This window comes from Pseudomonas sp. GW822-FHT04H02, assembly GCF_058800645.1.
In genome coordinates this window covers 1,059,879-1,082,327 of record NZ_JBXAMM010000003.1, presented here as the reverse complement: position 1 = coordinate 1,082,327, position 22,449 = coordinate 1,059,879, and the positions used below count along the sequence as shown (strand labels likewise).

17 protein-coding genes and 1 pseudogene are annotated in these 22,449 nt (G+C 64.7%); 8 read left to right on the top strand and 10 right to left on the bottom strand.

The annotated features are described in order from the left end of the window. The first annotated feature begins 173 nt into the window (after positions 1–173). The 3 genes from AC1RMG_RS17495 to AC1RMG_RS17485 are packed head-to-tail and all read left to right on the top strand — an operon-like array spanning position 174 to position 3,739. Positions 174–833 carry a paraquat-inducible protein A gene (locus tag AC1RMG_RS17495; protein ID WP_015637045.1) on the top strand — a complete coding sequence of 220 codons (660 nt, stop codon included), beginning with the start codon at positions 174–176 and terminating at the stop codon, positions 831–833. Further along, positions 820–1,443, top strand: a complete 624-nt coding sequence (locus tag AC1RMG_RS17490; protein WP_015637044.1) for a paraquat-inducible protein A — start codon at positions 820–822, stop codon at positions 1,441–1,443. Before AC1RMG_RS17495 ends, AC1RMG_RS17490 begins: the two co-directional genes overlap by 14 nt. Continuing rightward, positions 1,436–3,739 (top strand): PqiB family protein, encoded by a 2,304-nt coding sequence (locus tag AC1RMG_RS17485; RefSeq protein ID WP_011063484.1) that lies wholly within the window; start codon positions 1,436–1,438, stop codon positions 3,737–3,739. Before AC1RMG_RS17490 ends, AC1RMG_RS17485 begins: the two co-directional genes overlap by 8 nt. Positions 3,740–3,894: 155 nt before the next feature. Here AC1RMG_RS17485 and mksF read toward each other — a convergent pair whose 3' ends face one another. Genes mksF through mksB form a run of 3 tightly spaced genes read right to left on the bottom strand, consistent with a single transcriptional unit; the run spans position 3,895 to position 8,709 of the window. Beyond that, entirely contained in the window at positions 3,895–6,738 is a 2,844-nt protein-coding gene (gene mksF / locus AC1RMG_RS17480; RefSeq protein ID WP_015637042.1) for an Mks condensin complex protein MksF, read from the bottom strand. Further along, positions 6,735–7,442 carry an Mks condensin complex protein MksE gene (gene mksE, locus AC1RMG_RS17475; protein ID WP_015637041.1) on the bottom strand — a complete coding sequence of 236 codons (708 nt, stop codon included), beginning with the start codon at positions 7,440–7,442 and terminating at the stop codon, positions 6,735–6,737. Before mksE ends, mksF begins: the two co-directional genes overlap by 4 nt. Next, a complete protein-coding gene (gene mksB / locus AC1RMG_RS17470; protein WP_493169713.1) occupies positions 7,432–8,709 on the bottom strand; it encodes an Mks condensin complex protein MksB in 1,278 nt (425 codons plus the stop codon). The genes mksE and mksB overlap by 11 nt, the downstream gene beginning before the upstream one ends. 179 nt (positions 8,710–8,888) lie before the next feature. On the opposite strand from mksB, the gene AC1RMG_RS17465 reads away from it, so the two are divergent. Both AC1RMG_RS17465 and rimI read left to right on the top strand, forming a co-directional pair. Further along, positions 8,889–9,689 (top strand): hypothetical protein, encoded by an 801-nt coding sequence (locus tag AC1RMG_RS17465; protein ID WP_015637039.1) that lies wholly within the window; start codon positions 8,889–8,891, stop codon positions 9,687–9,689. Then, complete coding sequence (gene rimI / locus AC1RMG_RS17460) at positions 9,686–10,138, top strand: ribosomal protein S18-alanine N-acetyltransferase (RefSeq protein WP_011063479.1); 453 nt, start codon at positions 9,686–9,688, stop codon at positions 10,136–10,138. Before AC1RMG_RS17465 ends, rimI begins: the two co-directional genes overlap by 4 nt. Before the next feature lie 138 nt (positions 10,139–10,276). Here rimI and AC1RMG_RS17455 read toward each other — a convergent pair whose 3' ends face one another. After that, positions 10,277–10,609, bottom strand: a complete 333-nt coding sequence (locus AC1RMG_RS17455; protein WP_011063478.1) for a hypothetical protein — start codon at positions 10,607–10,609, stop codon at positions 10,277–10,279. A 155-nt stretch (positions 10,610–10,764) separates the two neighbouring features. Between AC1RMG_RS17455 and can the strand changes: the two genes are divergently transcribed. After that, the gene (gene can / locus AC1RMG_RS17450) at positions 10,765–11,409 is read left to right on the top strand and encodes a carbonate dehydratase (RefSeq protein ID WP_011063477.1); all 645 of its coding nucleotides are present in this window, start codon (positions 10,765–10,767) and stop codon (positions 11,407–11,409) included. 113 nt (positions 11,410–11,522) lie between these two features. Here can and AC1RMG_RS17445 read toward each other — a convergent pair whose 3' ends face one another. The 5 genes from AC1RMG_RS17445 to AC1RMG_RS17425 form a co-directional block, all read right to left on the bottom strand. Further along, entirely contained in the window at positions 11,523–12,695 is a 1,173-nt protein-coding gene (locus tag AC1RMG_RS17445) for a hypothetical protein (RefSeq protein WP_053160064.1), read from the bottom strand. Positions 12,696–12,813: 118 nt separating this feature from the next. Beyond that, complete coding sequence (locus AC1RMG_RS17440; protein ID WP_493169699.1) at positions 12,814–14,535, bottom strand: J domain-containing protein; 1,722 nt, start codon at positions 14,533–14,535, stop codon at positions 12,814–12,816. An 11-nt stretch (positions 14,536–14,546) separates the two neighbouring features. Next, on the bottom strand, positions 14,547–16,244 hold the full coding sequence (locus AC1RMG_RS17435; protein WP_011063474.1) for a molecular chaperone HscC: 1,698 nt from the start codon (positions 16,242–16,244) through the stop codon (positions 14,547–14,549). Between the two features lie 192 nt (positions 16,245–16,436). Further along, complete coding sequence (locus tag AC1RMG_RS17430) at positions 16,437–18,140, bottom strand: acid phosphatase (RefSeq protein ID WP_015637036.1); 1,704 nt, start codon at positions 18,138–18,140, stop codon at positions 16,437–16,439. Between the two features lie 186 nt (positions 18,141–18,326). Next, the gene (locus AC1RMG_RS17425; RefSeq protein ID WP_011063472.1) at positions 18,327–19,745 is read right to left on the bottom strand and encodes a short-chain fatty acid transporter; all 1,419 of its coding nucleotides are present in this window, start codon (positions 19,743–19,745) and stop codon (positions 18,327–18,329) included. 115 nt (positions 19,746–19,860) lie between these two features. On the opposite strand from AC1RMG_RS17425, the gene AC1RMG_RS17420 reads away from it, so the two are divergent. Continuing rightward, positions 19,861–20,094, top strand: a complete 234-nt coding sequence (locus AC1RMG_RS17420; protein WP_041774476.1) for a hypothetical protein — start codon at positions 19,861–19,863, stop codon at positions 20,092–20,094. Positions 20,095–20,098: 4 nt separating this feature from the next. Further along, positions 20,099–21,486 (top strand): annotated as a pseudogene (locus AC1RMG_RS17415) (aminotransferase-like domain-containing protein). Here AC1RMG_RS17415 and panB read toward each other — a convergent pair. After that, complete coding sequence (gene panB / locus AC1RMG_RS17410; RefSeq protein WP_011063469.1) at positions 21,474–22,301, bottom strand: 3-methyl-2-oxobutanoate hydroxymethyltransferase; 828 nt, start codon at positions 22,299–22,301, stop codon at positions 21,474–21,476. The pseudogene AC1RMG_RS17415 and the gene panB sit on opposite strands and share 13 nt — an antisense overlap. Between the last annotated feature and the right edge of the window lie 148 nt (positions 22,302–22,449).

Sequence of the window (22,449 nt, the reverse complement as noted above, 5' to 3'; positions counted from 1 at the left end):
ATGTGAGAGTAGGTCATCGTCAAGATTAAATTCCGAAACCCCAACTGCACATGCAGTTGGGGTTTTGTTTTTGCGCGCAAAAAAATTGCTCTTATTCGCAAACAAATTTGCACAGTTATTTTCGGATTGGAACACTAGAATAACCGTTACTTTCTCCACTCCCAGAGCCTTCTATGCCAGAACCGGTTGACGCCCCCGGGTTGTCAGAATTACCACTGGACGACCTGGTTGCCTGCCATGAATGCGACTTGTTGATGCGCAAGCCCAAGCTCGCCCTCGGTGAGAAAGCCCAGTGCCCGCGTTGTGGCTATGAGCTCTACGCGCACCGGCACAATGTGGTCGAACGCAGCCTGGCCCTGGTGATCGCGGCCTTGTTGCTCTATGTGCCGGCGAACTTTCTACCCATCATGCAGCTCAATCTACTGGGACAGTCTTCCGAAGACACGGTCTGGAGCGGTGTGCAGGGGCTGTTCGACACCGGTATGGAAGGCGTGGCGGTGGTGGTGTTCCTGTGCAGTATGGGCATTCCCCTGCTCAAGTTGATTTGCCAGCTTTTAGTCCTGCTGAGTATTCGTTGGGACATCGGCCGCAGTTACGGCCTGCTGCTCTATCGCATTTATCACCATCTGCGCGACTGGGGCATGCTCGAGGTCTACCTGATGGGGGTGCTGGTGGCCATCGTCAAGTTGGCCGACATGGCATCCATTACCGTGGGCCTGGGCCTGGTGTGTTTTATCAGTCTGTTGTTGGTGCAGGTCTGGCTGGAGGTGGTGATGTCGCCTCACCAGATCTGGCAAGCGTTATCGGGAGAGGACATACATGCGGGCGATTGAGGCAGGCATTCTGATCTGTACTGAATGCCACGAGTTGAATCGGCAGGAGGCTGACAGCGAAGAGCAGACCTGCACTCGCTGCGGGGCCATGGTTCATCCTCGCCGCCCCAATAGCATACTGCGCACCTGGGCGTTGCTGCTCACCGCCGCGATCCTCTACATCCCGGCCAACGTGCTGCCGATCATGACCGTCAGTTCCCTGGGCCAGGGTGACCCCAGCACCATCATGTCCGGGGTCATCCAGCTGGTGCAGCACGGCATGTTTCCCATCGCTGCGGTGGTGTTCGTCGCCAGTATCCTGGTGCCCACCTTCAAGCTGGTGGGCATCGCCCTGTTGTTGTTTTCGGTGCAACGTCACCAGCCGCTCTCGGCCCGACAGCGGATCATCATGTACCGCTTTATCGAGTTCATCGGCCGCTGGTCGATGCTGGATATCTTTGTCATCGCCATCCTGGTGGCGGTGGTCAACTTTGGCCGGCTGGCCAGCATCGAGGCCAATCTCGGTGCGGTCGCCTTTGCCAGCGTGGTGATTCTGACCATGCTGGCTGCAGTAACTTTCGATCCCCGACTGATCTGGGATAACACGGAGTCGGACGACGACCATGAGTGATTTGCCTACCGCCAAAACCCGCCCGGCCTCCAACTGGTCGGCTATCTGGGTATTGCCCCTGATTGCCCTGATCATCGGCGGCTGGCTGGGCTGGCGTGCCTACAGCCAGACCGGTATCGAGATCCAGTTGCGCTTTGAAAGCGGCGAGGGGATCCAGGCCAACAAGACTGAAGTGGTCTACAAGGGCATGCCCGTAGGTAAGGTCAAGACCCTGGCTCTGGACGATGAGGGCAACTCCAAGGGAGTGATTGCCACGGTCGAGATGAACAAGGACGTCGAACAGTACCTGAAGACCAACACCCGCTTTTGGCTGGTCAAACCCAGTGTCAGCCTAGCCGGGATCACCGGCCTGGAAACCCTGGTCTCAGGCAACTACATCGCCGTCAGCCCCGGGGATGGCGAGCCGAGTCGCAAGTTCAAGGCCCTGGCCGAAGAGCCTCCTTTATCTGATGCCAAACCGGGCCTGCACCTGACCATCAAGGCCGAGCGCCTGGGGTCGCTGAACCGTGGCAGCCCGGTGTTCTACAAGCAGATCCAGGTTGGCCAGATCAAGAGCTTCCTGCTCTCCGAAGACCAGAACACGGTAGAGCTCAAGGTCTATATCGAGCCCACCTATGCCAATCTGGTGCGCAAACACACACGTTTCTGGAACGCTAGCGGCATCAGCATCGACGCCAACCTGTCCGGGGTAAAAGTACGCAGCGAGTCCCTGTCCAGCATCGTCGCCGGGGGGATCGCCTTTGCCACGCCGGAGAATCGCAAGGACAGCCCGCCCACCGACCCAAGCCTGCCGTTCCGTCTGTATGAGGACTTCGACGCCGCCCAGGCCGGGATCCGCGTCAAGGTCAAGCTCACCGATTTCGAAGGCCTGCAGGCCGGGCGCACCCCGGTGATGTACAAGGGCATCCAGGTGGGCAGCCTGAAAGCCCTGAAGGTCGACTCCGACCTGAGCAGCGCCACCGCCGAGCTGACTCTCGATCCCCTGGCCGAGGATTACCTGGTCCAGGGCACCCAGTTCTGGACCGTCAAGCCTTCGATCTCCCTGGCCGGCATCACCGGTCTTGAGGCCCTGGTCAAGGGTAACTACATCGCTATCCGTCCCGGTGACAAGGGCGCTGCGCCCCAGCGCGAGTTCGAGGCCCGGGCCAAGGCCCCGCCGCTGGACCTGCGTGCCCCCGGCCTGCACATGGTGCTGTTCACCGACAACCTGGGGTCCCTGGATGTCGGCAGCCCGATTCTCTATAAACAGGTCAAGGTCGGGTCGGTGCAGAGCTACCAGTTCTCCCACACCCGCAAGCAACTGGTGATCGGCGTCCACATCGAGAAGGAATATGAAGGCCTGGTCAACGGTTCGACGCGCTTCTGGAACGTCAGTGGCATCACCCTGACCGGGGGCCTGACCGGTGGTATCCAGATCAAGAGCGAGTCGCTGCAAAGCCTGATGGCGGGTGGCATCGCCTTCGAGACCCCGCTGCCCAACGTGCCGCTGAAAAAGCGCATTCCACGTTTCCGCCTGTTCGCCAACCAGGAGGAGGCGGCGCAGCGCGGCACCCTGGTGAGCATCAAGGTTGATCGCGCCGACGGCTTGCGGGCCGGCACGCCTGTACGCTTCAAGGGCCTGGACGTGGGCAAGCTGGAAGAAGTGACCCTCAGCGCCGACATGCAATCGGTCATGCTCAAGGCGCGGATCACCGAAGTGCCCGAGCGCATCGCCCGGGTCGGCAGCCAGTTCTGGGTGGTCAAGCCGGAGTTGGGCCTGATGAAGACCTCGAACCTGGAAACCCTGGTCACCGGCCAATACATCGAGGTCCAGCCTGCGACGAAGAGCCAGGGCGTGCAGACCAGTTTTGTCGCCTTGCCGCAACCGCCGGAAGCCAGCGTTCAGGAAGCCGGCCTGAGCCTGGTGTTGAGCGCTGCTCGGCGTGGCTCGCTGAAAGTCGGAGTGCCGGTAACCTACCGCGAAGTGGCGGTGGGCAAGGTGACCGGTTACGAGCTGGGCCAGACGGCCGATCGGGTACTGATCCACATCCTCATCGAACCCAAGTACGCACCGCTGGTTCGCAGTGGTACACGCTTCTGGAACAGCAGTGGATTTGGTGTCGACTTTGGCCTGTTCAAGGGGGCGACGGTGCGTACCGAATCCCTGGAGACCCTGATCCAGGGGGGGATTGCCTTCGCGACGCCGGATGGCGAGCGCATGGGCAACCCGGCGCGGCCTCAGCAGACCTTCCCGCTGTTCGACAAGTTCGAAGAGGAATGGCTGACCTGGGCACCGAAGATCCCCCTGGGCAAATAACCTTCCTGTAGGAGCCGGCTTGCCGGCGAAGAGGCCCTCTGCCCTGCGTCGCGCCAGAGGACGCCTTCGCTGGCAAGCCAGCTCCTACAACAGCTTTCCCATAAAAAAGGCCGCGCTCGGAAGAGCGCGGCCTTTTTCGTTGCAGCGTTACGAAATCAGACTTCGTCCAGCTCCGCTTCTGCTTCCGGCTCTGCGTTCAGCACGGCCTTGACCTGATCGTGACGACGGATGAACTTCCAGTCGGCCTCGTCGATGTAGATGCCGTTCGGTCCGCTGCCACCTTCCAGGTCGATGGCCACCTGGGCCGAAACCTGGGGCTTCACACTGGCCAGGATTGGCACGAAGCCCAGTTGCAGGCTGGTTTCCAGCAGCGCCGCCTGGTTGCGCTCGTCGATGTCCGCCGCCTCGTCGAGGTAGTAAGGCAGGCGGATGCGCCCGGCCTGGTCGCGGTCCATCAAGTGCAGCAACAGGTACATGTTGGTCAGCGCCTTGATGGTCATGGTGGTGCCGTTGGACGCCGCGCCATCGATGTCGGTGTGGATGACCGGCTGGCCGTTGACCTTGGTGATCTCGAACGCCAGTTCGAACAGGTCCTTGAGGCCCAGCTGGTTGTGGTTGGCCGCCACCAGCCGCGCCAGGTACTCCTTGGCTTCTTCGTTCTTGTTGTCCTGCTCGGCGCTCTGGCTCAGGTCGAACACCGACAGGGTCTCGCCTTCTTCGTATTGCCCGGCGCTGTGGATGATCTGGTCGATGTGCTTGAGGGCTTCCTTGTTCGGCGCCAGGACGATGCGGAAGCTCTGCAGGTTGGACACCTGGCGCTTGTTGATCTCGCGGTTGAACAGCGCCAGTTGGTGTTCCAGGCTGTCGTAGTCGCTGCGGATATTGCGCAGGGTCCGGGCGATATCGGTGACCGCGGCGCGGCGCGCCTTGCCCAGGGTCAGGGCTTCGTCGGTGCGGTGGGCATAGGCGTTGATCAGCAGCTGCAGGCGCCGCTCGACGTCATCCTCACTGTCGAACTTGGCCACGCCCTTGAGGCGCACCTGGGCATACAGCGCCTCGATCTGCCCGTCGACCCGCTGCAAGCCCTGCCAGCTGTCCTGGTAGTCGTTGAGCAATGGCAGCAGGTTGTCCATGGAATCGTCCACCGGGTCCATGAACGGCGTGCCGAAGGGCAGGTCTGCCGGCAGCAGCTGACGGCGACGCAGAGCGTCGTCCAGGGTGCGCTGCTTGGCTTCCATGTCGGCGATCTGCCGGCCCACCAGTTGCAGCTTGGCGGACAACTGCTGGACGCGCTCGGTGAAGGCGTCGCTGGAGCGCTTGAGTTCGTCCTGGGCGGCCTCCATCTGTGCCAGCTGCTCCAGCTTCTCGCCTTCCTCGGCGCTCAGAGTCTGAGCGCGGCGGAAGTCTTCCAGGGCCTTCTGGGCATCCAGTACCTGTTGGTACAGGGCTTCGGTCTGGGTCTTGCTCGCGGCGCGGTCGGCGGCCACGGCGGCCTGGGTCTTGAGCTGCTTGAGCTCTTTTTCCAGGCGTTCTTTCTGATCCCGCAGGGCGGCGCGGTCGGCCAGGGCCTGCAAGGCTGGCGGTTCGATGTGGGAGATGTCGATCGACAGCCCCGGCACTTCGAAACGCTCGCCCTTGAAGCCGTCGAGGATCAGCTCCACCGACTTCACCCACTCGCCGTTGTCGTCCAGGGCAATGCCATGCTCGCCCAGGGGCAGGCTGAACAGCGCGCTGTTGAACAGGCGCATCAGGCGTTCCACGTCCTGCTGGGAGAACTCTTCCCGCAGGCGGGCGTAGCTGTTGTTGTCGGCATGATCGAGCTGCTGTTTCACCGACTTCAGGCGTTTTTCCAGGTCCCGCAGGCGCTCCTCCAGGTCTTCGGCGGAGAATTGCCGGGACTGGGCCAGGGCGCCGGCCAGTTCGTCGTGAGCATCCTTGGCCGCCAGCAGTTGCTGTTCCAGGACCTTGACGTCATCCACCAGGGCGAAGCGGTGCTTGAGCACCGACAGCTCACCCAGCCAGCGCTGGGTGCCGGTGATTTCCCGCTCCAGGCGCATCATTTCCTGGGTGCTGCTGCGCTGGTCGTTCTGCAGCGCGTCCTGCTCGTTGCGGTAATGCTCGGCCTGGATGGTCAGCTCTTCCTTGCGGGCGCCGGCGTAGTCCGACCAGGTGCCCAGCAGCGAATCCAGCAGTGGCGACAGGCGATGCAGTTTGCCCCGCAGAATGTCCCGCTGCTTCACGCCGTTGGCCAGGGCTTCCACCAGGGGGCCGGCGGCCACCAGGGAGTTGTAGTCCTGCTCCATGCGCCGCACATCGCGGAAGGCTTCGTCGCAGGCGGCGATGTAGTCGACGCTACCGGAGCGCAGGCTGTGCTCGAAGGCATCGAGGAACAGCTGCTTGAGCTTGGCCGCGGTGATCTCGCGCATGTGCAGCAGGTTGATGAACAGCGCACGGAAGGTCTTCAGGCTCTGTTCACTGGTGGAGCGCAGCGGAATCAGGGTCAGGTCCAGGGGGATCGACGTATGGCCGCCCACCAGCAGGCGCCGCAGTTCATCGGGCTTGAGCTCATAGGCCTTGAGGCCCTGGCGCTCCAGGTTGGTGAACAGCTCTTTCTGCCGCAGGCAGGTGTCGTCCTTCTGGTAATGCGCCAGGTCCAGCTGCCCGGCGTAGGCGAAGAACTGGTGACCGAAACCGCCGCCCGGGCCGCGCCCGACCACGCCGATCACATGAGGGCCGTGGGGCAGCGAGACTTCCACCAGGATGTAGCTGGTGTCGGAAGCGAAGTAGAAGCGCCGGGATTGTTCCAGGCTGTACTTGCCGAAGCTCATGTCCGACATGCGTGCCAGGATCGGGAATTGCAGGGCGTTGATGGATGCCGACTTGCCCAGGTTGTTGGCCCCGTACACCGACAGCGGCTCTTCCAGGGGGAACAGGCCGAGGCTGTAGCCGGCGGTGTTCAGTAGGGCGAAGCGGCGGATGCCGTAGCGTTCCTTGCTCATGCGTCGAGCTCCTGTTCTTCGGCGATGGCTCGGGCCAGCGCGTCTTCTTCACTTTCTTCGGACTCGTCGAATTCGCTCAGGTCCAGCGGGTCATCGGTCTGCAGCAGTTTCTCGTCGCTGTCGTTGTCCACCAGCACCGGGGTCGGCAACGGCAGCACGCTGTGCAGGCTGGCGGCCAGGTCGCGGTCCTGCTGCACCGACAGGCAGACATCGAGGAAGCGGTGCATCGGCGGCAGGAAGCGATAGATCCCCGGTTCCTCGGCGGCAAAACCCAGCTGGGTCATGCGGCGCATGATTTTCTCTTCCAGCTCTTCCTGGGTCTGCACTTCGGCCTGGATGAACAGGTCGCGGTATTTTTCCAGCAGCGACGGCAGTTCGTCGCGGCCCAGGCTGCCGCCGTCGAGCACGGCGATCGGGTCGCGGCCCTGGTCGGCCAGGTGCTCCACCAGGATGAAGGTGAACAGCGCCAGGCGCTGGGCGGTCTTGTTCACCTGGGCGGCGGCGTTGTCCGGCACGAAGTAGTAGAAGCCGCGGGTATCGCACACCAGCTCGAAGCCCAGGGCCTTGAACAGGGTGCGGTACTGGTCCTGGAAGTTCGACAGTTGGGCGTACAGCTCCGGGTCGCGGCGGCTGACGTGGTAACCCTTGAACAGCTCGCGGAAGATCGGCGCCAGCTGGGACAGTTCGGAAAGATCAAGATGCATTGGCGTTGCTCGCAGAATGCTCGGCGGCGTCATCGCGGGCCGAGAGCAGGGCGAAGGAGCGCAGGCTGACCTGGTGCTCCTGGGTGTGGTAGTCGCGGCGTTCGAGGCGCTCGCGCTTGAAGCGTTTTTCCCGGGACAGGCGCGAGAACCAGTACAGCAGTTCGTCGGTGGCGCCATCGGGCTCCTGGTCCAGCAGCCAGCTCATCAGGTCCGGCATCGGCAGGGCGTCTTCGCAGCGCTCGAGCATTTCCCGGACCGTGCGCGGTGCCTTGGGGGCCAAGCCCTTGTGGGTCTTGTGGGCCTTGGGGAAGCGCGCGGGCTTGGGTTCGAAGCGGGCCAGGGCGTAGACATAGGCTTCCACCTGGCCGGAGCTGCCGAGGAAGGTGCTTTGCGGACGGGTGAACATCGGCATGGCGGCCTGGGGCACGGCGTCGATGCCCTTGCGGCGGATGGCCGACAGGGCCAGGGCCGCGCCGCGGGTCACGGCGTTATGACGGCGCGCCTCCTCACGCAGCGGCAGCAGCAGTTCCCGGGCATGGCGCAGGGTCAGCTGGGCGCTGGTCTGCATTTCCAGGATCCGCGCGTGGGTGCGCAGCAGCATGTCGTCGTCCACCAGGTGGCCCAGGCGCTGCTGTTCGGTGAGCATGCGCAGCAGGACGTTCTCCACCTTGCGCACGCCCTGTTCGAAGGCGCCGTCGGCGTTCACCAGCTGGATCATCGGTTCAACGTATTCGTCCCAGGTGGCCAGCACCTCGGCATAGCGCTGGCGCAGGGGGATCTGCCGGTCGCTGGTCTTGGCCCGCTCGGCCACGGCCACCAGGGCCTGTTCGTCGTTGGCGAGCTTCTTCAGGACATCGCGCACGCGCATGTCCAGCAGCCGCAGCTGGCGCGCCAGGTCGTTGCCGTCGCGCACGTCGAAGGCGTCCTGGATGTAACCGGCCAGGCGCTCGAGGTGGCGCAGGTAGGCTTCGATTTCCAGGCACAGGCCCAGGCGGTGCTCACGGCGCAGGTAGGCGAGGAAGTCGTGGATCTGCGCATTGAGCTCGAAACGGTTCGGGCTTTTCGCCACCGGGACCAGGATGTCCAGGCGTATCCATACATCCAGCAGGTGGGTGATGTCCTGGGGCGTGCTGTCCAGTTGTTGGGCAGACAGCTGTGAACGCAGTTCGGCAAGACTCAGGGTGCCTTGGTCGAAGTGCTCGCACAGCGGCTCCAGAAGTGCCCAGTGTTCGGCGAGGGCGCGCAAGACGCGCTTGGGTTCGATCATCGGAATGGCCGGCTGGTTGGCAATGAAAAGCGGCGATTGTACTGCATCAGGGGGCTGACGATTCACCCCCAGGTCCAGGTATGAGACGGACAGTCGCTTTTGTGCGCAATCAACTGCGGGCGATCTTCGGCGAAGGACGGTAGAATCCCCCACCTCAGTTATCCACAAGTGGCCGACCTTTGCTTATCGAGTCCCGTCGTCGCGCTTATCTGTCCGCCATGCAGGTGGTCAGTTGGCTGCCGCGCAGCGAATTGCCCTTTGCCGCCCCTTCGCGCCCCGAGTTGCTGGCCCTGCCGGAACCGGAGGTGGAGGCGCCGCCTGCCCCTGTGGTCGAGGCCAAGGCCCCCGCGGCGCCGGCGGCAAGGAACGTCGAACGGCCGAAGATCGAGGTGCCGCGCCCCTCCACCGCCCCTGCGCGCCCAGCCAGCAAGGCGCCGACCGAGGGCGAAGAGGCCCCGGCCCCGGTGGTCAAGGCCCCGGTGGTACCGCCGCCGCGTTTTGCCCTGCAGTTGCTGCGCGCCGGCCGTTGCCTGCTGCTGGTGGAGTTACCCACAGGCGAAGCCTTCCAGAGCCGCGACCCGGCCTACCTGTTGCTCAAGGACATGCTGCGCGCCGCCGGCCTGCCGGACAGCCCGCAGATCCTCGCCGAGCCGGTGCGCTGGCCGATGCTGACCCGGGGCAACCTGGACCAGGGCCCCGAGGCTGCGCGGGATTTCGTCCAGGCCTTTGTCGGCGTGCGGATCGAGCAGGAACCCTGTGTCTGTCTGTGGCTGATCGGCCTGCCGGCGGTGCGATTTGCCGGCGAGGCGAATGCCGAATCCTACAACCGCGAACTCCAGGTCGAAGGCCTGGGTTCGGCCTGGGCCCTGCCTGGCCTGGAACTATTGATGGAAGAGCCACAGCGTAAGGCTGATGTCTGGCAAGCCATGCGTCGCTTGATGACGCGCTGGAAAAGCACTGATGAGCAAAATGACCAATGAGTGACGCGTTGACCTTCCGCCTGGCCACCGAAGCGGACCTGGATAGCATCCTGAAAATCGAATATGCGGCGTTCAGCCACCCCTGGACCCGGGGCATTTTCATGGATGCCTTCAAGTCCTACGAGGTCTGGCTGATGTTCGAAGGCAGCCAGCAAGTGGGCCACGGGGTGATCCAGGTGATCATCGACGAAGCGCATCTGCTGAACATCACTGTCAAGCCGGAAAGCCAGGGCCGCGGCCTGGGCCTGCGGTTGCTGGAAGAGCTGATGAAGCGCGCCTACCAGAAGGACGCCCGGGAGTGTTTCCTGGAAGTGCGCTCCAGCAATCAGACCGCCTATCGGTTATACGAGCGTTATGGCTTCAATGAAGTGGGGCGCCGCCGCGACTACTACCCGGCGGTAGGCGGTCGCGAAGACGCCCTGGTCATGGCCTGCACGCTGGTCGACTGAGCCTTTAACTGCACGCGGGCCGCTGCAGGATCTGGCTTGCCAGCGAAGGCGCCATTCGGGGCGATGCACGGCTTGAGGGCCTCTTCGCCGGCAAGCCGGCTCCTGCGGGAGAGCGCGTCATTGAATGCGGTGCAGGGCTCAGGGCTTGCCGTCCAGCGGGTCGCGGCGGGCCAGTTCGGCTTCATCCAGGCCATTGCCGCCACCAATGTTCTCTTCTTCGACAATACTCAGGTCCCAGTCGGCCGGTTTGTCGGCACCGGCCTCATGGGCGGAGCGGGCACCGTCTTCGCGGATCAGGGTTTCCGGGCTCAGGTCATCATCGCTTGCACCGTCGTCCGTGACGCGGTTGCTGGCGCGGGCGGCGGGTTCGTCGTCATCGAAATGCAGCTCCTCCATGGAGCCCATGCGGTCCTGATCGTCGTCGATGGGTTCGGGCTGGGGGGCGTTGTAGGGGCGTCGTGATTCGTTCATGGCGATTACTCATACTTCGGGACTGGATAAAGGGTGGACCCTTGCATGCCCCTGAAGATTCCCCCGCAAGGGATGGCCGGTATCTGTAGCAATAGGCGTGACCTCGACGGGCGGCCGTCTGTCAAAGCAGCGCATCATTCTTGAGGCTTCACAGCATGAACGAACTACAAGATCTGATTGATAACAACGAGCGTTGGGCCGAAGCGATCAAGCAGGAAGATCCGGACTTCTTCTCCAAACTGGCTCGCCAGCAGACCCCGGAATACCTGTGGATCGGCTGTTCGGACGCGCGGGTGCCGGCCAACGAGATCGTCGGCATGCTGCCGGGCGATCTGTTCGTGCACCGCAACGTGGCCAACGTGGTACTGCACACCGACCTCAATTGCCTGTCGGTGATCCAGTACGCGGTGGATGTACTCAAGGTCAAGCACATCCTGGTTACCGGCCACTACGGCTGTGGCGGCGTGCGCGCCTCTATGCAGGATCGCCAGCTGGGCCTGATCGACGGCTGGCTGCGTTCGATCCGCGACCTGTACTACGAGCACCGTGAAGCGCTGGGGCAGTTGCCCACGGAAGAAGAGCGGGTCGACCGTCTGTGCGAGCTGAACGTGATCCAGCAGGTGGCCAACGTCGGCCATACCAGCATCGTGCAGAACGCCTGGCATCGCGGGCAGAGCCTGTCGATCCACGGTTGCATCTACGGCATCAAGGACGGTCGCTGGAAGAGCCTGAACGCCACCATCAGCGGCTTCGAGCAGTTGCCGCCGCAGTATCGGCTGCGTCCGGTGGGCGCGGTCTGATCGTCGCTGGCCGCAGGCGGCGATAGGGCGCAGGCTTGCGGGCTCTGTCAGAGCACCGCGACCCTGCGGGTCGATCGCAGCCTGCGGCAGCGGCTACAGGTTGAGCGGCCGGCTCAGAGGTGCGGTACCTCGGTGCTTGGCGCCGGTGCCGGGGCCTTGAGCTGGTTGAGCTGGGTCTTGACCGGTGCACTGGTGCATTTGGCCGCGGCTTGCTGCTCGCTCAGCTTGCGCACCGAGGTGTAGAACAGCTCGCAGGTCTGCACTTTCTGCGTCACCTGCCAGGTCTGGGTGCAACTGCCGAGCAGGGTGCTCGGGTCCGTCCCCGGCTTGCTGCCCATGCCGGCCTGCCAGCAGGCCGCGCTCAGGTCCTGGCCCATCACTTTCAAACCCGCGGCATCGGCCTTGGCCTGGTCATCGTCGTAGTTCGCCGGGTCTGCCGCGTACCAGATATAGCTCGGGTGGTTGGAGCCCAGCACCGGCACCTTGACCCCCTCGCTGGGGCTGATCTGTGCCAGGCCCAGCACATTCACCGTGACCCCGTACTGCTGCTTGAGCCAATTGCGCACCGGTGCGCCGAAGGCCACCATCGGCAGGGCCGCGCCGCTGGTGCTCTGGCTGACCTGCCTGACCATGCTGGTCTGGTAGCTGTTGAAGTAGCTGTAGACTCCCTCCAGGTCCTTGCCGGCACTCGATGGCGCGGCAATCGGCGCGATGTCGACGATGGTCTGGTAGGCCGGGGTCTGCTCGGCGGCGATGCCGTTGGCCGTCAACAGGGTTGCCCAGCGGTCGGTGGTGGCCGACTCCAGATAGTCCTGGGCCTGGGTCAATGAATAGTCCGGCGGGAAGTGCAGCAGCTCGACGCTCTTGCGGTTTTCCAGGGCCATGCCCAGGGGCAGGAACAGGTACCAGCTGTAGGCCCATTTGCCATCGGCATTGAGCTGGCTGGCGCCCTTGTAGGCCAGGTCGCCGGCATCCAGCAGGGCACTCAGGGGCTTGTCGTAGCCGTCCGGCACACCGCTGATGGAGGCCAGGACCTTGTCGCCGGTGGTCTTGACACTGACTTTTGCAGCGCTGTAGCCGTCACGCTGCACGCTCTGGGTCAGGTAGTGAGCCACCGTCTCCTCCAGGGTCCAGTTGCGATAGCAGATCACGTTGCAGTTGTTGGGGTAGGCGAAGAGTTGGGTGACGCGCTGGGGGCTGCCCAGATCGACTTCGACATCGGCCTGTGCCGTCGCGCTCAGGGCAGCAGCGGTCAGCGCCAGGGTCATTCCTGCGAATTTGAACATGCTCAGATCCTTTTCAGCGTGAACCCCTTCGAAGGGGGGGGCAGGACATACTGAAACAGCACCGAGCGGAGAAACAGCCGGGAGTGAAAAAATATCCATTGCCCCGGCCGCGCAGGGTTCAACCAGGCATGAGGCGCGTCCAGGGAAACCCCGGGGCATGGAGCTGACAGACCCGGATGACCACGATCATGACGACCAGATAGATCGGCTGCCAGGGGCTGAAGTGATTCCAGTGCAAGGCGCCCAGCCAGGGGCTGCGGGCACAGAAATCCGGGTCCGGCTGGCCGATGCGCCGCGAATGCAGCAGGCCGATCAGCACAAAGCCCAGGTAGGCCAGTATCCCCAGGGCCCCCAGCCAATAGCCGAACAGGCCCAGCATGACCGCTTGCGGCACCCCGTGGCGCAGCACCAGCCAGTGCTGGTGCGGATTCAGGCGCTTGGGCACCAGGCGCTCGCTCAACCACAGGTCGATGGCCAGCAGGCGGGCGATCGCAGGGGCCCAGGTGTTGAGCAGGATCAGCCCGAAAATCGCCAGGACACCCCCACAGAACAGCCCCATCATCACTGCAAGTTCTTTGCTGTGTTGAGGCTTGTTCATGAAGTACAGGCTCAGGGCCAACCCCATGGCGACCCCTGACCTGATCCAGCTGTCCACGCCCTGCGGACGCGGCATCAGGTTCTGCCAGAAAAACACATCGCTGCGAGGCAGCCGCTCCAGCAGCGCCGGGAAACGCGAGGCCAGGGTCTGCGACAGCTCCATGCAGGCCTGCCAATGTTCGTCTTCGAAGTGCCGGGTCAGGGCGACCTGGCGACGTCGGGGCATGGGGTTCAGCAGCAGGCGAGCCGCGGCAACGTCCGGCGTCGCTTCGCCGGGTTCCCCGGCGTTGGCCAGCAGCTTCTGATAGAAGGCCTCCTGCTGGCAGCGCTCGATCAGCGACTGCCAGAGCCACGCCGGTTCAGGGGTGTTGCCACGGCTTTCGTCCCAGCCGAACAACTGGCATACCCGATCGAACAAGGGTACCTGCCAGGCTTGCTGCTGCAGCAACTGCAGCATTTCATGCTGCCAGTTCTGGCGATGATCGAAGATCCGCAGCCAGGGTTGTGCGCAGTAGCTCGTCAGGCGTTCGAGGAAGGCCCGCTCCTGGCCGGCTTGCAGCAACGCTTCCAGCGTCCGGCGGTATTCCTGCAACAGCGTCTTGACCAGGAATGCCTCTTGCCAGGCCTCCATGGGCGGTTGTTGCCAGGGTGTCAGCCAGTCCAGATGCTCGGCGGCCCAGCCGATGATCGCGGCGTATTGCTCGGGGTGGGCGCAGCACGCCACCAGCAGGCGCTGCAGGAAATCGTTCTCGCAACCCTCCTGCCGAGCCTGTTGCCAGCGCTCTGGCAGGTTCTCGACGCTCAGCCCCTTGAGCAGCGGCAATGCGCTAGTGGCTGGAGCGGGTAGGGGGGCGGGATCCTGCGGGGCGGGCGGGACCCAGTCCGCCAGCGGTTCGACGGACAGCGGGACGTCTTCAAGCAGGCTGGCCCATTGCTGGGCCTGGGAAGGGCCCCTCGGCGTTGGCCGCGGGGCGGCCGCGTCCATCTCTATCAGGCCCGACCAGGCCTGCAGGTTGTCCGGGGGCGGTGCCTTAGTGGAGGCGGTCTGGATCACCGCGACTTCATCCGCGATCTCTTCCCGCCAGCGGGCCAGTTGCAGCGCCCGCTCATAGGCTTCACGCAGGCGCTGGAAGCCTTCGGCATCCTCGTCCGGACGGGTGATCTTCAACTGCCGGGCATAGCTGCGCTTGATGCTGCGTTCGTCGGCGTCCTCGGGCAACTCCAGCAGGGACCAGCAATCCATGTTGCCGCTCCTCAGTGCCAGTGGCCGTTTTCCAGGTGTTGCAGCTGTTCACTGAGCTGGCTGCGCACTTCGCGGATCTTGCGCTCGTCCTGGGTTTCCAGCACTTGCTGGAATTGCCCGGCCCAATAGCCGATCTGTTCGCGCAACTCCCCCAGGCTCTCCTGATACAGGCGTTCCAGTCGGGCGCTGAGCAGCGTGTTGACCTGCTGGTCGCGGGGGTGAATCTTCAATTGCGCCAGGGCCTTGAGGCGCTCCTGGATTTCTTCCGGAGTCAGCACGCCGGGGTTGTTTTCGATCACCAGGGAATGGCTTTCCCCGGTCAGCGGGATGCTCACCTGGGCTTCCAGCAGGCCGTTGATGTCGTAGGTGAAGCGCACGTCCAGCGAGACTTCGCCGGCGGGGCGCTTGGGCACGCGCATTTCCAGCTGGCCCAGGGCGACGTTGTCGCGCACCAGGCGGCTTTCGCCCTGGAAGATCTTCAGCAGCACCTGCTCCTGGTTGTCATGCAAGGTCTGCACGGTCTTGACCCGGCTTACCGGCACCACGCTGTTGCGCTCGATGATCGGCAGGTAGTGCCCGCTCTCGATCTGGTTGCCGTATTGCTGGGAGGTCTCGATCCCCAGGGTGTAGGAGCAGACGTCGGTCAGCACCACTTCTTCCAGGGCCGCCGAGCGTGCCTTGAGGGCCGCCTGGACCGCCGCGCCCTGGGCCACCACCTGGTCGGGATCGAGGCTGATGGAGGGAAAGCGCCCGAACAGCCCGGCCGCCAGCTTGCGCACCAGGGGCATGCGGGTGGCGCCGCCCACCAGGAGGATTTCATCCAGGTCGCTGACGCGGATCCGTGCATCGCGCAGGGCGCGTTCGATGGGCGCCCGCAGGCGTTCCAGCAGCGGCGCATAGAGGCTGGCCAGTTGCGCCTGGGTGATGGTCTGGGTCCATTGCCGGCCATCGACCCGCAGGCTGAATTCGGCACTGGGCTCCTGGCCGAGGGCGCGGCGCACGCGCTCGGCTTCCCGGCGCAGTGCCTGGAGCACGCTCTGGCGTTCGGGAAAGCCCGCGGCCTGGGCCTGCTGTTCGAGGAAGTGTTCCAGCAGCAGGTTGTCGAAGTCCTCGCCGCCGAGGAAGTTGTCGCCGGCGCTGGCGCGGACTTCCATGACCCCGTCGAACAGCTCCAGGATCGACACGTCGAAGGTGCCGCCACCGAGGTCGAAGACCAGGAACGAGGTTTCCCGGTCACGCTGGTGCAGGCCGTAGGCCAGGGCTGCGGCGGTGGGTTCGTTGATCAGTTTTTCCACCTTGAGCCCGGCCAGTTCGCCGGCAATCCGCGTGGCCTTGCGCTGGGCATCGCTGAAGTAGGCTGGCACGCTGATCACCGCTTCCTCCACCGGTTCGCCATAGGCCCGCTCAACGTCTTCCTTGAGGCTCTTGAGCACCAGGGCCGAGAGTTCTTCGGGGCGGTAGGTACGTTCCCCCAGGCGCACTTCGGTGGCGCTGCCCATATAGCGCTTGAACAGCGCCGTGGTGAGCTGCGGGTGCGTGTGCAGGCGCTCCCTGGCGGCTTGCCCCACCAGGATCCGGCCTTCGTCGTCCAGGCCCACCACGCTGGGGGTCAGCAGTTCGCCCAGGGCATTGGGCACCAGCTCGCTGGCGGTTTCGCGCCAGACCGCGACCAGGCTGTTGGTGGTCCCCAGGTCGATACCTACGATCATGACGACGAACTCCCTTTCCAATCGGAAAACAGATGAAACAAATAGGTGGCGCGCAGGATATTACCCGCCGGGTGGATGGGTAAAGTAGGTGATGTTATATGGCTATCATTTGTGCCGGTGCCGCAGAACCGAAGCCGGGCTTGGGTTTCGGTTCTGCGGTGGCAGGTGGGCCCGTTGCGGGCCCGGCCGGGGTCAGGCCGTGAAGTGCAGGGCGTTGGTCAGGTCGCCCATGGGCTTCTGGCCCCGGGCGATCATGGCCTGGTCACGTTCCTTGATGCCGTCCAGGGTTTCCAGCTGGAACACCCGGGTGATCAGCCGCAGGATCGAGGCGGTGTCGTAGACCGTGTGGTCCACCGTGCCCTTGCGGGCGAACGGCGATACCACCAGCGCCGGAATCCGCGTGCCCGGGCCCCAGCGGTCGCCCTGGGGCGGTGCCACGTGGTCCCACCAGCCGCCGTTTTCGTCAACGGTGACGATCACCACCATGTTTTTCCACTGCGGGCTTTCCCGCAGCACTTTCAATGCCCGGTCGATATGCCGGTCGCCGGCGGCCACATCGGCATAGCCGGCGTGCAGGTTGAGGTTGCCCTGGGGTTTGTAGAAGGTCACCGCCGGCAGCTTGCCGGCCTCGGCATCGGCGAAGAACTTGTTGGTGCTCGACTCATCGCCCAGGCCGCCGTCGCGCAGGCGCTTGGCCCGTTCGGCGGGGTTTTCCGGGCCCTGGCGCACGAAGTAGTTGAAGGGCTGGTGGTGGTACTGGAAGTTGGGGATCTTGGGAATCCCGCCGGAATCCTTGAACTGCTCCAGGGTCGCCTGCCAGGCACCGCCGTACCAGGCCCAGTCGACGTTCTTCTTCGACAGCTTGTCGCCGATGTGCTCGTGGGTTTGTGGCACCAGAACGCTGGGCAGGTCGGGCTTGGCATAGTCCGGGCGCTCCGGGTCGCGGATCCAGGTCGGCCAGTAGGGCGGGGCCATGGTATTGACCGCGTAACCGTCCGGGGTCAGGGCGCTGGGACCGAACTGCGGAGCGCCGTCCATGGCACTGGCCGGGGACTTGTCCAGGGGCTTGAGGCGGGTGCCCTTGGGGTCGTCGCCCTGCAGGGTGGCGATCTGCGACTTGGCCACCGAGTTGGCGGCATCGGGGTAGAACGGCACCTTGGCGCTGATCAGGTACTGGTGGTTGAGGAACGAGCCACCGAATGCCCCCTGGAAGAAGTTGTCGCAGAGCACGAACTCCCGAGCCACGTCCCACAGGCGCAGGGAGTAGCGGGTCTGGGCGTAGTGGCCCATGGTCAGGGCGCCGGAGTCGGCCCAGGCCACGAAGCTGTCGTTCTTGCCGCCGTTGATCTGCATCTGGTTCTGGTAGAACACGTGCCACAGGTCGCGGGTCACCAGGCCCAGGGGCAGGTCCTCGCCACTGGGCCCCTTGAGGGCGAAGGGGGCATTGGGCAGGTTTTCCTGGAACTGGGTTTCCACCGGGTAGGTGATGCCGTCCAGGGTCTGCGGGCCCACCTGGAGAATGCCACCCCAGATCGGCGGCAGTTTCTGCAACAGGTTGCCGTCGCGGTCGCGCTGCTGGAAGTCTTCGGGCTTGAGGGCCGAGAGCGGTTTCTCCACCCCGGGAAAGTTGGCGAACAGGTTGTTGAAGCTGCGGTTCTCGGCGAACAGTACCACTACGTTCTTCACCTGCTCCTGCAGCGCCTTGTCCAGTTCGGCCGGGGACAAGGGGCGTTCCACCGGCGGTTTGCCTCCTGGCTCGCCGGGCTGGCCGCAGGCGCTCAGGGTGGCGCCGACCCCCAGAACCGCAACGCCGCCTAGGAAGCGGCGGCGGCTGGTATCGGCAGGCTGGTCGGTGGCGGATTCGGGGGTGTCGCGCAGGTCGGTATCGTCGCTCATGTCGGCTCCTTGCTCGGCTCTCTGAGGATTCGTTACAAAGTATTTCGGTCGCACGGTAACAACCGAATATGACGCAAAGGCTACAGGAATGCGGCAAGGCCTGGCTGTCTGGGCCCTGGATAAATCTGCGATTGGGCCGGCGGGCCGTTATCCACAGGCCCGCTGTGCAGCGGGCCTGTGGCTCTGTCAGGGAATGACCGGCGGCAGGTAGGACAGGGTGGTCCCCAGGGCCCAGAGCAGCACCAGCACCAGGGGCGCATGCACCAGCAACTGGACAAAGGAGAAGCCGATCAGGTCCCGGGCCTTCAAGCCCAGCACCCCCAGCAGCGGCAGCATGTAGAAGGGGTTGATCAGGTTCGGCAGGGCCTCGGCGGCGTTGTAGATCTGTACCGCCCAGCCCAGGTGGTACTGCAGGTCATTGGCCACCTGCATCACGTAGGGCGCCTCGATGATCCACTTGCCGCCGCCCGAAGGAATGAAGAAGCCCAGCACCGCTGAGTACAGCCCCATCAGCAGCGCGTAGGTGTCGTGGGAAGCGATCTGCACGAAGAAGGTCGAGATGTGGTGGGCCAGGGTCTGGCCATCCACGCCCTTGACCACGGTCATCAGCGCGGCGATCGAGCCGTACAGCGGGAACTGGATCAGCACCCCGGTGGTGGTGGGCACTGCCCGGGCCACGGCATCGAGGAAGCTGCGCGGGCGCCAGTGCAGCAGGGCGCCGGCCATCAGAAACAGGAAATTGTAGGTGTTGAGCCCGGAGATCGCGGTGATCGCCGGTTTGGTGGCGAACTCGTGATACAGCCAGCCGGCCGCCAGCAGCGCCAGGAGAAGGGTCAGCAGCGGGCTGTATTCCAGCCATTCGCCAGGGCGGGTCCGGGGTTGCGGCTTGGGCATGCTGAAGCTCGGGTCGACCCCGCAGGCCTGGGCATCCCGGGCGCTGCCGGGGCCGGGCGCCGTGGCGTAGGCGACGATCAGCGAGACCACCACCAGGGCCAGCAGCAGGACGCCGGATTGCCAGAGAAAGATGGTCTGGGTGAAGGGAATGACCCCGGTGATGGCCAGGATCGACGGTGGCAGGCTGCCGGGGTTGGCCTGCAACTGCGCCGCCGAAGACGACAGCCCCAGGGCCCAGACCGCGCCCAGGCCCAGGTAGGCGGCAGCGCCGGCGGCGCGGTAGTCCATGCGCAGTTCGGTACGCCGGGCCAGGGCCCGCACCAGCAGGCCACCGAACACCAGGGACAGGCCCCAGTTGAGCAGGGAGGCGACCATGGAAATCAGCGCCACCCAGGCCACCGCCGAGCGGCCGTTCCTGGGAATGCGCGCCAGCTTGTCGATCAGCTTCACCGCCGGCGGCGAGCTGGCTACCACATAGCCGCCAATGACCACGAAGGCCATCTGCATGGTGAAGGGGATCAGGCTCCAGAAGCCGTCGCCAAACGCCATCGCGGCATCGGTGGGCTTGGCGCCCATGGCCAGCGTGGCCAGGGCAACGATGATCACCGCCAGCGCGGCGAACACCCAGGAGTCGGGAAACCAGCGTTCGGCCCAGTTCGAGCAGCGCAGGGCAAAGCGGGCGGAGCGGCTATCTTGAATATCAGCGGCCACGTGAGTACCTCGGATTTCTTATGTTTATAAGGAGGTCGGCCGCCCCAGGCAGAGGCGGCCGAGAACTGTGCAAGAATGCGGCAATTGCCACGGACTGCAAAGGATCTCAACGCCCATGTCATTTTCCCCCGAAGAACGCGCCGCACTGCTCAAGGTCAAGGGTGTCGGTTCTACCGTGGTCGCTCGCCTGGAACAACTGGGCATCACTTCCCTGGCCCAGCTGGCCGCCGCCGATGCCCTGCACATCGTCACCCAGGCTTCGGCCCTGGTGGGTTCCAGTTGCTGGAAGAACAGCCCCCAGGCCCGCGCGGCGATCCAGGCGGCGATCGCCATGGCCAAAGGCAACTGAAGCGGTGCAGCGCCACCCGTCTTTCGCCTATCAGGCGGTCTACCGCTACCTGTTGCAGTGGATCGACAACGCCGCCAGCGATCAGGAGCAACGCCTGCCGTCATTGCGCGAACTGGCACAGCGGCTGAAGGTTTCCCTGTCCACCATCAAGTACGCCTACGCCCTGCTGGAAGACGAGGGGCGCATCTGTTCGCGGCCGCGCCAGGGCTATTTCACCCGGGCCCTGGCCGCCGCGACCGTGCCCGAGGCCGGTGAGGATCTGCTCGACAACCTCTATGCCCAGGCCCGCCTGCCGGGGCGCCTGGCGCTGTGCAGCGATGCGCCGGCGATGCTGCTGTCGCTGGAACAACCCTTGCTGATGACCGAGCGCGAACTGGCCCGCCAGTACCCGCGCAACCAGGCACCGCTGTACCAGCCCCTGGGCGAGCAGGAGCTGCGCAGCGAACTGGCCCGGCGCTACACCTGCTCCAGCCGCGACTACTGGCAGGCCGACCAGGTGTTCCTGGGGGCCGATCTGCACAGCGTGGTGGAGTTGGCGTTGCGGGCGCTGGACCTGGACGGCGGCGTGGTGCTGGTGGAGTCCCCGTGTTCCTGGGCGATCCTGCGCCAGTTGCGGGCGGCGCGCCTGCGGATTATCGAGCTGCCCCTGGATGCCGGCGGGCGCTTCGATCTGCAGCAGGTGCAAGCGCTGCTTCAGCGCGAGCCGGTGCGCCTGGCGGTGTTCTCCTCGACGGTGAACATCCCCCACGGCAGCCTGATGCCCGCCGCCGACAAGCAGCAGCTGTGCCGCTGGTTCGCCGAGCGGGGGATCTGGCTGCTGGAGAACGACAGCTACGGAGCATTCAGCTTCGTGCCCGGCGCTGCTCGCTATCGGGATTTCGCCGACCCCGAGCGCCTGCTGGTGTTCGCCAGCCTGGACAAGTCCATCGGCGCCGAGGCGCCCTTGAGCTACGTGCTGAGCCGCAGCCTGGGCCCGGCCTTGCAGCGCCAGTGCCTGGAGCGGCGCTTTCGCCTGTCGCCGATCCGCCAGAAGGCCGTGGCCCGGCTCTTGAGTTCCGGTCGCGTAGACCAGCACGTGCTGAAACTGCGGGGCATGCTGCAACAGCGGATGAAGCAGTTGCAGCAACTGCTGGACGAGCAGGCCGGCGGGCTGTTGCATGCGCCGCTTGCCGCCGGCGGCGCGACCTTGTGGGTCGAAGCCAGGCGCCCGGTGCCGATGACCCGGGTCTACGAGCGCCTGCTGGCCGACGGCATCGTCATCGCCCCGGGGGCGATCTTCAGCCAGCAGGGCTTGTGGCAGCAGCACCTGCGCCTGAGCTTCACCCTGGACTGGAGCAAGGATATCCAGGGCCCCTCGGGCAGTTGGCGCGGGCGGTGAGTCAGGCTTCCTGAACCACCCCATAACAATGCTGCAACTGCGGAAAGGCCTGCTCCCGAACCTCTGCGGCGAAGCGTTCGCAGGCCTGGCTGATCAGGGCGCCGGCATCGGCGTATTGCTTGACGAAACGCGGCACCTGGGGCCCGCCCAGCCCCAGCAGGTCTTCGGTCACCAGTACCTGGCCGTCGCAGGCCGGGGAGGCGCCGATGCCAATGGTCGGCATCGGCGAGAAGTCGCTGATGCGCCGCGCCAGGGGCTCCGCAACCCCTTCCAGCAACAGGCTGAAGGCGCCGGCCTCGAGGTGGGCCCGGGCATCTTCCTCGATCTTGCGGGCCGCCTCGCTGTCGAGCCCCTGGGCCTTGAACCCGCCCATCTGGTTGACGAACTGCGGCATCAGGCCGATATGCGCCATCACCGGAATGCCCCGCTGCACCAGGAACTCCACGGTGGGCGCCAGGGCCCGGCCGCCCTCCAGCTTGAGGGCGGCGCAACCGGTGCGGGCCATCACCTCGGCGCAATTGCGGTAGGCCTGTTGCGGGGATTCCTGGTAGCTGCCGAAGGGCATGTCGGCAATCACGCAGGCCAGGCGGCTGCCGGCCACCACCGCGCGGGTGTGGGCGATGATTTCCGCCAGGCTCATGTCCAGGGTCGAGGTGCGCCCGTAACCGACCATGGCGGTGGAATCACCGATCAGGATGAAATCCACGAAGGGGTCCATCAGCCGCGCCATGTGGCTGGTATAGGCGGTGAGGGAAACGATCTTCTGCCGGCCTTTCATGGCCACCAGTTGCGGGACGCTCAGGCGCTGGGTGCGGGTATGGCTGCTCATGACGACTTTCCTGATTCTGCTTGGGTGGGAACGTGCCCGATTATTGGCCTGGCGCGCGGCCGTTCAAGGTACAGAAAACCCCGGAAAACCAACCCAGGGCCGGGAACGGGTTGTTCCCCGGATCTTTTGCGTAGACCATGAGCGCCTT

Bases quoted from the DNA above. Each gene is read 5' to 3' on its own strand.
- AC1RMG_RS17495 (WP_015637045.1), top strand. From the start codon at position 174: ATGCCAGAACCGGTTGACGCCCCCGGGTTGTCAGAATTACCACTGGAC.
- AC1RMG_RS17490 (WP_015637044.1), top strand. From the start codon at position 820: ATGCGGGCGATTGAGGCAGGCATTCTGATCTGTACTGAATGCCACGAG.
- AC1RMG_RS17485 (WP_011063484.1), top strand. From the start codon at position 1,436: ATGAGTGATTTGCCTACCGCCAAAACCCGCCCGGCCTCCAACTGGTCG.
- mksF (WP_015637042.1), bottom strand. From the start codon at position 6,738: ATGAGCAAGGAACGCTACGGCATCCGCCGCTTCGCCCTACTGAACACC.
- mksE (WP_015637041.1), bottom strand. From the start codon at position 7,442: ATGCATCTTGATCTTTCCGAACTGTCCCAGCTGGCGCCGATCTTCCGC.
- mksB (WP_493169713.1), bottom strand. From the start codon at position 8,709: ATGATCGAACCCAAGCGCGTCTTGCGCGCCCTCGCCGAACACTGGGCA.
- rimI (WP_011063479.1), top strand. From the start codon at position 9,686: ATGAGTGACGCGTTGACCTTCCGCCTGGCCACCGAAGCGGACCTGGAT.
- AC1RMG_RS17455 (WP_011063478.1), bottom strand. From the start codon at position 10,609: ATGAACGAATCACGACGCCCCTACAACGCCCCCCAGCCCGAACCCATC.
- can (WP_011063477.1), top strand. From the start codon at position 10,765: ATGAACGAACTACAAGATCTGATTGATAACAACGAGCGTTGGGCCGAA.
- AC1RMG_RS17445 (WP_053160064.1), bottom strand. From the start codon at position 12,695: ATGTTCAAATTCGCAGGAATGACCCTGGCGCTGACCGCTGCTGCCCTG.
- AC1RMG_RS17440 (WP_493169699.1), bottom strand. From the start codon at position 14,535: ATGGATTGCTGGTCCCTGCTGGAGTTGCCCGAGGACGCCGACGAACGC.
- AC1RMG_RS17435 (WP_011063474.1), bottom strand. From the start codon at position 16,244: ATGATCGTAGGTATCGACCTGGGGACCACCAACAGCCTGGTCGCGGTC.
- AC1RMG_RS17430 (WP_015637036.1), bottom strand. From the start codon at position 18,140: ATGAGCGACGATACCGACCTGCGCGACACCCCCGAATCCGCCACCGAC.
- AC1RMG_RS17420 (WP_041774476.1), top strand. From the start codon at position 19,861: ATGTCATTTTCCCCCGAAGAACGCGCCGCACTGCTCAAGGTCAAGGGT.
- panB (WP_011063469.1), bottom strand. From the start codon at position 22,301: ATGAGCAGCCATACCCGCACCCAGCGCCTGAGCGTCCCGCAACTGGTG.